This is a genomic window from Frankia sp. Cppng1_Ct_nod, assembly GCF_920656135.1.
Classification (GTDB): domain Bacteria; phylum Actinomycetota; class Actinomycetes; order Frankiales; family Frankiaceae; genus Protofrankia; species Protofrankia meridionalis.
The window spans coordinates 1-13,869 of sequence record NZ_CAKKTK010000102.1 but is presented as its reverse complement, the minus strand read 5'-3'; the positions used below and the strand labels follow the sequence as shown (position 1 = coordinate 13,869).

2 protein-coding genes are annotated in these 13,869 nt (G+C 73.2%); both read left to right on the top strand.

The genetic code is table 11. From position 1 onward, the window contains the following. Positions 1 to 52 precede the first annotated feature (52 nt). Entirely contained in the window at positions 53 to 7,639 is a 7,587-nt protein-coding gene (locus NBW77_RS20215) for a type I polyketide synthase (protein WP_284346963.1), read from the top strand. Positions 7,640 to 7,657: 18 nt separating this feature from the next. Then, the coding region (locus tag NBW77_RS20210; protein ID WP_284346962.1) for a type I polyketide synthase at positions 7,658 to 13,869 on the top strand (6,212 nt) is incomplete at its 3' end.

Sequence of the window (13,869 nt, the reverse complement as noted above, 5' to 3'; positions counted from 1 at the left end):
GTCCGACGAGCCCCGCGGCCGCTCAGCCCCCGTCGACTCCGCCGAGGCCGGCCTGTGGCAGGCAGTGCGGGCGAACGATGCCGAGCGGCTGGCCGCCGAGCTCTGCGTGGGCGACGCGGACGCGGTCGAGACGACTCTGACGACGCTCGGGTCATGGCGCCGCCGGCGCGACGAGGACGCGGCGCTGGACGGCTGGCGCTACCAGGTTGTCTGGTGCCCGATCCCCGACGTCGCCCGCTCGGCCCTGGACGGCCGGGTGATCCTTGTTGTGTCGGGCGGAATGACGTCCGATCCCTGGCTGGATGCCGTCGACACGGCGCTGCGAGCCCACGGCGCGCGAGTGCGTCGGCTGGAGCTACATCCCGACACTGTCGCCGGGGACCTGCGGGCCGCCGTCAGCGAGGAACCGACGGTCGCGATCGTCTCGCTCCTGGCGCTGCGGCCGTCGGGGATCGCCGCCGGCATGACGAGCCTTCCGTCGGCGGTCGCCGAAACCATGACCTTGGTCGACGCGATCGACGTCGCGGAGATCGACGCGCCGATCTGGTGTGTGACGACAGGAGGCGCGCCCGCAGACCCCACGTATCCGGATGATCCCGCCCAAGGGTCCCCACGCCCGGATCAGTCGATGCTCTGGGGCTTCGGCCGGGTCCAGGCTCTGGAACGGCCCGGCGTCTGGGGCGGGCTGATCGACGTTCCGGAGGCACCGTCCGAGGCGGTCGCCGGGCGGCTGGTCCGCGCGCTGACCGGCGGCGAGGAGGAGGTGGCCGTCCGCGAGCCGACCGCCTTCGCTCGCCGGCTGGTTCGGGCCCCGGCCGATGACCCGGCGGCGGGCGGCGCTTCGGGCGTCGGATGGAGGCCGAGCGGCAGCGTGCTGATAACCGGCTTCGCCGATGAGCTGGGTATGCGGGTGGCCCGGTGGGCCGCCGCCAACGGCGCCGAAGAGATCACTCTCGTCAGCCGCCGAGGTCCTGACGCCCCAGGCGCGGGCGCGCTCATCGACGAGCTCGCCGGGGTCGCTGTGCGGGCGACCGCGCTGGCCTGTGATGTAACCGATCGGCCGGCCCTCGCCGACGTCGTTCGCCGACTCACCGCGGACGGGCACCAGCTCGACGCCGTCATCCACCTCGTCGGCGTCGACGGTGCGAGCAACGACGCCGCGGGCATCGACACCGCGTTCACGGCGGTGCTGCGCGGAGCTTCCCACCTCGACGAGCTGATCGACAGCCCGGCCACGGCGTTCGTGTTGTTTTCCTCCCTTGTGGGCGTGCTCGGCTCGCTGGGCCAGAGCGCTCAGGCGATGGCGGACGCCCACCTGGCGAGCCTCGCTGCCCGTCGGCACGGACGCGGCCTAGCGGCGACCGCGATCGCCTGGGGGCCGTGGGACGAGGCCGCCACCCACGGTCCGGGCATCAACCGCCTTGATCCGGACCTCGGACTCGCCGGCCTGCGCCGGGCGGTCGCCGGTGGGGCGCCATTCTCGGTCATCGCCGACATCGAGTGGCCACGTTTCGTCCCGACGTATACCGCGGCGCGCTCGCGCCCTGTGCTCGCCGACCTGCCCGACGCGCGAACCGACCGCCCGACCGCGGGATCGCTGCCCGTGGCCGGCGGCGCCTGGGCGGCGCGGCTCTGGGAACTGGACGGCGACGAGCGGATCGCGATGGCCCTCGACCTGGTACGCGAGCAGGTCGCGATCGTCCTCGGGCACGACTCGGCCGCCGCCGTGCGGGACGACCGTACCTTCCGGGACGCCGGCTTCGACTCGGTGGCCGCGGTCGAGATCCGCAACCGCCTGACGGCCGCGACCGGTCTGACGTTGTCGCCAACCCTCGTCTTCGACCACCCGACGCCGGTCGCGCTCGCGACCCGCCTCGTCGAGACCGCGACCGGGGCGGCCGACGACATTGGGGACGGCGCCGAAAGCGGCGCCGCGGGCGACGGCGCGAGGGCTGTCCCCGCGGCGGTCGACGAACCGGTCGCGGTCGTCGGCATGGCCTGCAGGTACCCCGGCGGGGTCGTGTCACCCGACGACCTGTGGCGTCTGGTCGCGTCCGGGACCGACGCGACCAGCGAGTTCCCCGCCGACCGGGACTGGGATCTCGACGAGCTGTACGACCCGGACCCGGCCGCCCCGGGCAAGAGCTACACGCGCCGAGGGGGCTTCCTCGCGGACGTGTTCGCGTTCGACGCGGATTTCTTCGACATCTCCCCCCGGGAGGCCGCCTCGATGGATCCGCAGCAGCGGCTTCTGCTTGAAACGTCCTGGGAGGCCATCGAGCACGCCGGCATCGACCCGACGGCGCTGCGCGGCAGCCGCACCGGCGTCTTCGTCGGTTCCAGCGGGCAGGACTACCCGGACCTGTTGCCGGGCCGCCCCGAGGACTTCGACGGCTACCTCATGACGGGCAACGCGGCCAGCGTGATGTCGGGCCGCCTGTCGTACACCTTCGGGTTCGAGGGGCCGGCCGTCACCATCGACACCGCCTGTTCGTCGTCCCTGGTGGCTCTGCATCTCGGCGCCCGGGCGCTGCGGGCCGGCGAGTGCGACATGGCGCTCGTCGGCGGCGTGGTCGTGATGACCACGCCGAGCGCCTTCATCGAGTTCAGCCGGCTGCGGGGGCTGTCCACCGACGGCCGTTGCAGGGCGTTCGCCGCGGGCGCGGACGGGACCGGCTGGGCCGAAGGCGTGGGGATGCTGCTGGTCGAGCGGCTGTCCGACGCGAGGCGCAACGGACATCGGGTGCTCGCGGTCGTTCGGGCCAGCGCGGTCAACCAGGACGGCGCTTCCAACGGCCTGACCGCCCCGAACGGCACCTCTCAACGGAAGGTCATCCGTCAGGCGCTCGCTGCCGCCGGGCTGGGCGCGGCGGACGTGGACGTGGTCGAGGCACACGGCACCGGCACTGCCCTCGGAGATCCGATCGAGGCGTCCGCGCTGCTCGCGACCTACGGCAAGGACCGGCCGGCGGACCGGCCGCTGTGGCTCGGGTCGCTGAAGTCCAACATCGGGCACTCCCAAGCTGCCGCCGGTGTCGGCGGTGTGGTCAAGATGGTCATGGCGATGCGGCACGCCACCATGCCGGCCACGTTGCACGTGGACGAACCGACCCCGCGCGTCGACTGGTCGGCGGGAACGGTCAGCCTGCTCGCCGAGGCACGGCCGTGGGACAGCGACGGCCGTCCGCGCCGCGCCGCCATCTCGTCGTTCGGCGCGAGCGGCACCAACGCGCACGTCATCCTCGAGGAGGCTCAGGAGGAGGCTCAGGAGGAGGCCCCAGCCCGGGCACAGGAGAGTGCGCCGCGACCCGAGCCGGTTTCGGTGTCCACGGCGAACATCGTTCCCTGGGTCCTGTCGGCACGTACCGACGCGGCGCTCGCCGGCCAGGCGCGGCGCCTTCTGGCGCATCTCGTCGAGGACGAGGTCGGTGACAGCCGCGGGGACGGCTCCCCGGCCGCGTTGGATGTGGCCTGGTCGCTCGTGTCGTCGCGATCCACCTTCACCCACCGTGCGGTGGTGCTCGGCGGCCCGGACGAGCTGGCCTCCGGTCTGGCCGCGCTCGCGGCCGGGGAGCCGTCCCCGCAGGTGGTGACCGGGGTGGCCGCGGCGTCCCCGCCCCGGGTGGTGTTCGTGTTCCCAGGGCAGGGCGCCCAGTGGCCGGGGATGGCGCTTGCCCTCGCCGACGGCTCGCCCGTGTTCGCCGAGTCGATGGCCGACTGCGCGCGGGCGCTCGACCCGCTGACCGGCTGGTCGCTGCTTGACGCGCTGCGCGGCACCGGCACCGGCGCCGACGTCGAACGGGTGGACGTCGTCCAGCCGCTGCTGTTCGCGGTGATGGTGTCGCTGGCGCGGCTGTGGCGGTCGTTCGGCGTGCGGCCGGCGGCCGTGATCGGGCACTCGCAGGGCGAGATCGCCGCCGCCTGTGTCGCGGGCGGGTTGTCGCTCGACGACGCCGCCCGGGTGGTGGCGCTGCGCAGTAAGACCCTGCTCACACTGGCCGGCGGTGCAGGGATGGCGTCAGTCCCGCTACCGGCCGCCCAGATCGGCGGGCGGTTGGCCGACTGGGGGTCGGACCTGGCGGTCGCGGCGGTGAACGGACCGGCCTCGACGGTGGTGTCCGGGGGCGACGCCGCCTTGGACGCGATGATCGCCGAACTGACCGGGGCGGGGGTGAGGTCCCGCCGCATCCCCGTCGACTACGCCTCGCACTCGGCGCACGTCGAACTGATCCGGTCAGAGCTCCTCGACACGCTGTCCCCGGTGACGCCGAAGGCCGGCTCCGTCCCGATGTACTCCACCGTGACCGGTGGTTTGATCGACACCACCACCCTCGACGCGGAGTACTGGTACCGCAACCTGCGCCAGACCGTCCGGCTCGACGAGGCCGTCCGCGCGCTGTTGGCCGACGGGCACACGATGTTCGTCGAGGTCAGCCCCCACCCGGTCGTCGTCCCGGGGGTTCGGGAGACCATCGAGGACGTCGGTACCCCAGCGGCGACGGCATGGTCGCTGCGGCGCGACGACGGCGGCATGGAGCAGTTCCTGCGCAACGTCGCCGAGCTTCACGTGCGGGGCGTGCCGGTCGCCTGGCGGAACCTGTTCGCGGGCACGGGCGCGCGGACCGTGCCGTTGCCGACCTACGCGTTCGCCCGCCAGCCCTACCGGTTCCGGCAGACGGCGCCGGCGGTCGCGGACGTCGGCTCGGCCGGTTTGCGAGCGACCGGCCATCCCCTGCTGCCCGCCGTCGTCGACCTGGCGGACGGCGACGGCATCGTCCTGACCGCCACCCTGTCCAGGCGGGCGCATCCGTGGCTGGCCGACCACGCGGTCGACGAGACGGCGATCCTGCCGGGCACGGCTTTCGTCGAGTTCGCCGTCGTGGCCGGTGACCAAGTCGGCGCCGCGCGGGTCGAGGAGCTGACGTTGGCGGCGCCCCTGGTCGTCCCCCACGACGGCGGCGTGCGGGTGCAGGTGGTCGTGGGCGGACCTGACCTGTCGGGCCGCCGCGAGTTCGCCGTCTACTCCCGCGTGGACACTGCCGTCTCGAGCGAGGCCGTATCCAGCGAGACCGACGAACCATCCGAACCCTGGACGCGGCACGCGACCGGCGCGCTCGTCCCGACCGCCGGGCCGGCGCCGGAAGGCCTGAAGGAGTGGCCGCCGGCCGGCGCCGCCGAGGTCGACGTGGCCGACGCCTACGACCTGCTCGAGGAGAGCGGCTATGGCTACGGTCCGTCCTTCCAGGGTCTGCGGCGGCTGTGGACACTTGACGACGAGGTCTTCGTCGAGGTGGCCCTGCCCGACGAGCCGGCGGCTGCGGCGGACTCCTTCATCGCCCACCCCGCCCTGCTCGACGCGGCGCTGCACGGCATGCTGCTCAGGATCCGCGGCCTCACCGGTCCGAACCTCGCCGACGAGGGCGGTGAAGCCCGGGCGCGGCCGGTGCTGCCGTTCTCCTGGTCGGGGGTCAGCATGCACGCGTCCGGAGCGGCTCATCTGCGGGTCCGCTTCCGTCCGGCGGGAGACAGCGCGGTGTCCGTCGTCGCCGCGGACAGCGCGGGGGCGCCGGTCGCAACCGTCGACTCGCTCGCCTGGCGACCGGCGCCCGACAACCTGCCGAACGAGGCTCGGCGCCCGGCACGTCCGGAGGGGCTGTACCGGATCCGCTGGGTCACACCCTCCGCGTGGGCTTCGCTCCCGGCGACTGCGTCAACTGCGTCGACTGATCCTGGCCCCGCGGACACGAGTTCCTGGGTGATGATCGGGGACGGCGTGGCATCCCTCGGCGGCGTCCAGACCGTCCCGAGCCTGCAGGCGCTCACGGCGGCCGTCGACGGCGGCGCGCCCGTTCCGCCTGTCGTCGTCATCCCTTTCGACCCGCCGTTGACCGGCGACGTCGTCGCGGACACGCATGCCACGGCCCGGCAGGTACTGGACATCGCCCAGCGGTGGCTGGCCGACCAGCGCTTCGAAGCGTCGCGGCTTGTCGTCGCGACTCGGGCCGGTGTCGAACAACCCGGTTCGCCCCAGGACCTGGCGCCGATCTCGGCGCTCGGCCTGCTTCGGTCCGCCCAGACCGAGAACACGGATCGGTTCGTTCTTGTGGATCTCGACGGTGCGGATGAGTCGTGGCGCGCGCTGCCGGCGGTCGTCGGCCTCGGCGAGCCACAGGTAGCGGTTCGCGACGGCGCGCCGCTCGTCCCCCGACTGGAACGGGTGCCCGCCGATGACGGGCACGAGGGGAGCGAGCCGCCCAGCCTGGACCCGGACGGGACTGTGCTGATCACCGGCGGGACCGGCGTCCTCGGCGGCCTGCTCGCACGCCACCTGGTTCGGCGGTGGCGGGTACGCCACCTGCTGCTCACCAGCCGCCGTGGGCCCGATGCCCCGGGTGTGGCCGACCTCGTCGACGAGCTGGCCGGCTTGGGCGCCCAGGCGGACGTCGTAGCCTGCGACATGGCCGACCGGGAGGCGGTGGCGGCCATGCTTGCCGCGGTGCCCGCCGGGCGCCCGCTGACCGCCGTCGTGCACGCGGCCGGCCTGTCCGACGATGGCGTGATCACGTCGCTGACCGGCGAGCGAGTGAGCGACGTGCTGAAACCCAAGGTCGACGCGGCCTGGCACCTCCACGAGCTGACGCGGCGGGACAACCTGGCGGCATTCGTGTCGTTCTCGTCGGCCGCGGCCGTGCTCGGTGGGGCGGGCCAGGGCAACTACGCCGCCGCCAACGCGTTCCTCGACGCGCTTGCGGTGTACCGGCGAGCGTCCGGTCTTCCCGCGGTGACGTTGTCGTGGGGCCTGTGGGGACAGGCGACCGGGATAACCGGGCGTCTCGGCGAGGCCGACTTCGAGCGGATGGCCCGCGCGGGAATGGCGGCCCTCGGCACGGACGAGGCGCTGGCCCTGTTCGACGAGGCTCTGGCTGCGGACCTGGCCGAGCCGTGGCTGCTGCCGATGCGGTTGCATCTGCGTCGGCTCCGGGCACAGGGTGACGCGCTGCCTGCTGTCCTGCGCGGCCTCGTCGACATCCGCAGACGGCGGGCGGCAGTCGCCGCGGCGGCTGCCGCCGACCCGGACCTACCGGCTCGGCTGGCGGCCATGAGCGAGGTCGAGCAGCTCAGCCTCCTGCTCGACCTGGTCCGCGTGAACGTCGCTACCGTGCTGGGCAGCGTCGATCGGTCCGCGGTCGACGACGAACGCGCCTTCAGCGACCTTGGCTTCGACTCGCTGACCGCGGTCGACCTGCGTAACCGGCTCAACGCGGCGACCGGACGCCGGCTGCCGGCGACGTTGGTTTTCGACTACCCGACACCTCGGGCGCTGGCGACCTACCTTCGCGGCCGGCTGGTCGAGTCAGCCGCCGCGTCGACGGCCGGATCGCAGGCCGGCCCGGGCGGCGGCGTGGACGTCTCGGTGTTGGCGAGGATCGACCAGCTCGAGGCGGCGATGGCGGCGGGCGCCATCGATGCGGGCGAGCGGGACCAGGCCGGGGCCCGGCTGCGGCAGCTGCTGGCCCGGTGGGACGCGAACGGCTCCGACGCCCCCGACGATGGCGGTGTCCGCGAACAGCTCGAAGCCTCCTCACCTGAGGAGCTGTTCGAGTTCGTCGGCAAGGAATTCGGCATCGATCTGGACTGACCCGCGGCCGAGAAACGCATGAGAGGCGCGCAGATGGCGGACGACCAGAAGACCCTTTCCTACCTGAAGAGGGTGACGGCGGATCTCTACCAGACCCGCGAAGCCCTTCGGGAGCTCCAGCGCCGTGGTCGGGAACCGATCGCGATCGTCGGCATGGCCTGCCGCTATCCCGGCGGCGTGCGGTCCCCCGAGGATCTGTTGCGGCTGGTGAGAGCCGGCGAGGACGCGGTGACTCCCTTCCCGCGCACCCGCGGCTGGGACGAGGATCTCTACGACCCCGACCCGGACCGCCCGGGTAAAAGCTACGTCCGCGAGGGTGGGTTCCTGCTTGAGGCCGACGAGTTCGACCCGGCGTTCTTCGGGATGAGCCCGCGCGAAGCGCTCGCCGTCGACGTGCAACAACGCTTGCTGCTGGAAATCTCGTGGGAGGCCTTCGAACGCGCCGGGATCCTGCCGCGGTCCGTCGCGGAGCAGCCGGTCGGGGTCTACGCCGGGCTGATGTACAACGACTACGGCTCCCGGCTGCGGCCCGTCCCCGCCGGCTTCGAGGGCTACCTGCTGCACGGCAGCGCCGGCAGTGTCGCCTCCGGCCGCATTGCCTACACCCTGGGCCTGGTGGGCCCCGCGGTCACCGTCGACGCGGCCTGTTCGTCGTCGCTGGTGGCACTGCACCTGGCGACGCGCGCGCTGCGAGCGGGGGAGTGCTCGCTTGCGCTGGCGGGTGGGGTGACCGTGATGGCCACCCCTGGACCGTTCATCGAGTTCAGCCGGCAACGCGGACTTGCCGCTGACGGCCGGTCGAAGTCGTTCTCGGCCTCGGCCGACGGCGCCGGCTGGGGTGAGGGAGCCGGGATTCTCCTGTTGGAGCGGCTGTCGGACGCGCGCCGCAACGGCCATCCTGTGCTCGCCGTCGTGACGGGTAGCGCGATCAACCAGGACGGGGCGTCGAACGGGTTCACCGCGCCGAACGGTCCCTCGCAGCAACGAGTGATCGGCGACGCCCTCGCCGACGCCGGCTTGGCCGCCGCCGACATCGACGCCGTGGAGGCCCATGGGACCGGCACCCCGCTCGGCGACTCGATCGAGGCCGAGGCGTTATTGGCCAGCTACGGCCAGGGCCGCGCGCCCGAACGCCCGCTGTGGCTGGGATCGCTGAAGTCGAACATCGGGCACGCCCAGGCTGCCGCCGGCGTCGGTGGAGTGATCAAGACCGTGATGGCGCTGCGGGCCGGAGTACTCCCGCGCACCCTGCACGTCGACGAGCCGAACCCCCGCATCGAGTGGAGGTCCGGCGCCGTGGAACTGTTGACCGCCGAGCGTCCCTGGCCCCGGCTGGACGGCCGGGCCCGCCGGGCCGGGGTGTCGTCCTTCGGGATCAGCGGGACCAACGCGCACGTGATCCTGGAGGAGGCACCCGAGCCCGAGGCGTCATCGGCGCAGGCGCCGAGCGACGCGCCGGTCGAGGTCGTGGCGGACCCGGTCGCCGACCACCACGTCGTGCCCTGGGTGGTGTCAGCCAGGTCCGAGGCGGGCCTGGCGGCGCAGGCCGCGCGGCTGGCGAGCTGGCTCGACCGGGTGGATGCGCCCTGCGCGCTGGATGTGGGCTGGTCACTGGCGTTCACCCGGACTCTGTTCGAGCATCGCGCGGTCGTCGTCGGGAAACATCGGGAGGAGCTGGTGGCCGGACTCGCCGCGGTCGCGCGTGGCGAACGGTCCGCTGGACGAGGGCGGGCGGCGCCGGGCCGGTTGGCCGTGCTGTTCACCGGTCAGGGTTCGCAGCGCGTGGGCATGGGCCGGGAGCTGGCCGCGGCCTTCCCGGTGTTCGCCCGCACGTTGGACGAGGTGTGCGCGGCGTTCGATCCGCAAATGGACGATCCCCTGGTGAACGGGGCCGCTGCGGCCGGGTCCCTGCGGGACCGGATGTTCACCGGCCCCGCAGGCGCGCTGGATGACACCGCGTCGGCGCAGCCGGCCCTGTTCGCGATCGAGGTCGCGTTGTACCGCCTGATGGAGTTCTGGGGAGTGACACCCGACTTCGTCGCGGGTCATTCGATCGGCGAGTTGGCCGCCGCCCACGTCGCCGGACTCTGGTCGCTCCAGGACGCCGCCCGGGTCGTCCTGCGGCGCGGACAACTCATGAGCGAGCTTCCCGCGGGCGGCGTCATGGCCGCCGTCGAGGCGAGTGAGGCCGAGGTCGCCGAAGCGCTGGCGGAGCGCGGCGCAGGCTCGCCGGTCGGAATCGGCGCGATCAACGGTCCGACGTCGGTGGTCCTCTCCGGTGATCGTGATGCCGTACTCGACGTGATGGCGCGGTTCGCGGCGATGGGCCGGGCCACCAAGCGTCTCGCCGTCAGCCACGCTTTCCACTCGGCGTTGATGGAACCGATGCTGGACGCGTTCCGCGAGACGCTGGCGACGGTCACGTTCCGCGCGCCGCGCATACCGATCGTCTCGAACGTGACCGGGCAGGTCGCCGACCCTGCGCGGATCAGCGATCCCGAGTACTGGGTGTCGCATGCGCGGGAACCGGTCCGGTTCGCCGCCGGCGCGCGGACGCTGGAGGCCGAGGGCGTGACGACGTTCCTCGAGGTCGGCCCGGATGCCGTCGTGTCCGCAATGGTGGCTGACTGCGTCGAGCGGCCGGACCAGGTCGCGGCGATCCCCGCGCTGCGCGCCGGTCGACCCGAGCCGGTCGCCGCCGTCAGCGCGTTCGGCGGGCTGGTCGCGCGCGGCGTCAAGGCCGATCTTGGGCCTCTGCTGGTGGGCGGGCGGCGGGTCGACCTGCCGACCTACGCGTTCGCGCGGGACCGGTACTGGCTGGAGCCCGCATCCGGCGCGGTCGACGTCGCCTCCGCGGGCCTCGGCGTCGCCCGGCACCCGCTGCTGCGCGCCGCCGTGCGGATCGCCGACCGCGATGAGCTGGTGCTGACCGGCCGCCTGTCGCGGGCCGCCCAGCCATGGCTGGCCGACCATGTGATCCTCGGCACGGTCCTGCTGCCGGGTACCGCGTTCGTCGAGTTGGCGACGTACGCCGCGGCCGAGGTCGGGTCGCCGGCTGTCGACGAGCTGACCCTGCGGGCGCCGCTGACGCTGCCTGAGCGGGGCGGGGTGGACGTCCAGATCGTCGTCGGCGCGTCCGGCCGAGACGGTCGCCGATCCTTCGGCGTCTACTCCCGCATCCAGACGGCCGACGCCGGTGATGGCGCCGAGTACGCCGAGGGAGCGTGGTCCCAGCACGTCGACGGTGTGCTCGCGCCCGCGTCGCCCGCCGCAGGGGGCGCCGGCGGCAGGGAACTGGTTGGCTGGCCGCCTCCGGGCGCCGCCGAGGTGGACGTCGACGGAGGCTACGCGCGGCTGGCCCAGGCCGATCACTCCTACGGCCCCGCGTTCCAGAACCTTCGCGCCGCGTGGCGCTCCGGCGACGACGTCTTCGTCGAGGTTACGATGCCCGCCTCGCGGCGGGCGGAGGCGGAGGCGTTCGGCCTGCACCCGGCGTTGCTCGATGCGGTGCTGCACGCCATCGGCATCACCGAGCTGCTCGAAGACGACCAGCCCCGCCTCCCGTTCGCGTTCAGCGGCATCCGTCTGTACGCGTCGGGCGCGTCGGCGGTCCGGGCGCGGCTGTCCCGCACGGGCGCGGAGCGGGTGTCCATCGACGTCGCCGACCATGCCGGTCGGCCGGTCGCCACGATCGACTCGCTGGTGTTGCGGCCGGTGTCGCCCGAGCAGCTGCGCGCCGCGAATGATCCGGTGCGCGACGCGTTGTTCCAGGTCGACTGGGTGCGGGCCGAGCTGACCGATGCGGCGACGCCGGCGGGGGGCTGGGCCGTGCTCGGGTCCGGCCCCTCCGCCCCGGCCGTGGCGGACGCCCTGGGCGCCGCCTGCTACCCGGATCTGGTCGCCGCCCACGACGCGGTGGTCCGATCCGACGATGCCCGCAGCGGCGTTCCCGACGTGGTTGTGGCGCCACTGCCTCCGAGCGGCGACGTGGGGCCGTCCGATGCCCGTGAGGCAGTTGTCGCCGCGCTCGACCTGGCGCGGGCCTGGACGACGGATGACCTGTTCGCCGACTCCCGGCTGGTCGTGCTGACCCGGGGCGCCGTGCCGGCCGAAGGTGACGACGATCTGACTGACCTGCCGCACGCCGCCGCCTGGGGCCTGCTGGCTTCCGCCCAGGCCGAGCATCCCGGACGGATCGTCCTGGTCGACCTCGACGCCGGGGCGCTCGACGGCGCCGCGCTGACCCGGCTGCTCGCCTCGGACGAACCCAGGGCGGCGATCCGGGGCGATGCCGTGCTCGTGCCGCGGCTGGCGCGCCCGGGAGCGTCCGCCGGCGGCGGCGAGGTGACAAGCCCGTTGTCCGCCGCCGGAACGGTCATCATCACGGGCGGCACTGGTGCTCTGGGCGGGCGGATCGCGCGCCATCTGGCGACCGAGCACGGGGTACGCGATCTGGTGCTGCTCAGCCGGCGCGGGATGGCCGTCCCGGGCGCCGAGCGGCTCCGCGACGACCTGGTCGCGCTGGGCGCGGCGGTTCGCGTCGAGGCGTGCGACGCCGCTGACCGGGCGGCGCTGGCGAATCTGCTGGCGACCCTGCCGGTGGCGGCCGACCGGTCGCTTGCGGTGGTGCACGCGGCCGGTGTTCTCGACGACGGGGTCCTGGACGCCCTGACACCAGACCGGATCGACACGGTCCTGCGTCCCAAGACGACGGCGGCGTGGAACCTGCACGAGCTCACGACCGCTCTGAGCAGGGACACCGGGGTGCGGGTGACCGCCTTCGTCCTGTTCTCGTCCGTGGCGGCGACCTTCGGGTCCGCAGGCCAGGCCAGCTACGCCGCTGCCAACGCCTACCTGGACGCGCTGGCATCCTACCGCGTCGCGGCCGGCCTGCCGGCCACGTCTATGGCCTGGGGTTTCTGGGAGCAGGCGGACGGCATGACCGCAGCGTTGGGTGACGCCGACCGCCGGCGCGCGGCCAGGGCGGGCGTCGTCCCGTTGTCGGAGGATGACGGCCTGGCCCTGTTCGATGCCGCCATGCGCCTGGGCACTTCGAGGGTCGTCCCGGCCCGGCTGGCGCTCGGGGAACGCCGCGACCGGACCGCGGTGCCGGCGATCCTGCGCAGCCTCGTCCGCGTGCCGTCCGCACGCCGGACCGTCCAGGCTGACGCCGGCGACGGCGAGGGCAGCGTCGACGCCTTGCGTCGGCGGTTGGTGCGGATGCCCGAGCGGGAGCGGGAGAACGCCATCATGGCCGTCGTGCGCGCCCAGGTCGCGGAGGTGCTGGGCCACGGCTCGCCCGATGCGATCGACCCGGGGCTGGCCTTCAAGGACATGGGGTTCGACTCGCTGACCGCCGTCGAGCTGCGTAACCGGCTTGGCGCCGAGGTCGGCCTGCGACTGCCGGCCACGTTGACGTTCGACTATCCGACGCCGGCCGCCGTCAGCGCGCACCTACTGGCCGAGCTGCTGGGCGCCGTCGACCCTGCCTGGGTCGATGTTGATCGTCCGGTGGCGTCGGCGCCGGCGGCGGTCCTTGCGGACGATCCGATCGCGATCGTGGGGATGGCCTGCCGTTTCCCCGGTGGGGTGGCGTCACCGGAGGAGCTGTGGGACCTGGTTGCCTCCGGCGCGGACGCCATCAGCGAGTTCCCCACCAACCGTGGCTGGGACCTGGACAGCCTCTACGACCCCGATCCGGCCCGCGTCGGCACCTCGTACACCCGCCACGGCGGATTCATCCAAGGGGTCGACCTCTTCGACGCCGGCTTCTTCGGTATTTCGCCGCGTGAGGCACTAGGGCTGGACCCCCAGCAGCGGTTGTTGCTGGAGACGTCGTGGGAGGCGTTGGAGCGGGCCGGGATCGATCCGCGCTTGCTGCGGGGCAGTCGGACCGGTGTCTATGTCGGAGCCAACGGGCAGGACTATGCCGAACTGATCGCGCGGTCTCGGGCCGATTACGAGGGATACCTGCTTACTGGCGGCTCGGCGAGCGTGATCTCCGGTCGTATCGCGTATTCGTTCGGGTTTGAAGGGCCGGCGTTGACGGTGGATACGGCGTGTTCGTCGTCGCTGGTCGCGGTGCACCTGGCCACCCGTGCCCTGCTGGCCGGGGAGTGTTCGCTGGCGCTGGCGTGCGGCGCGGCCCTGATGGCCACCCCTACGTTGTTCTTCGAATTCAGTCGGCAGCGTGGGTTGTCGCCGGATGGCCGTTGCAAGGCCTACGGCGA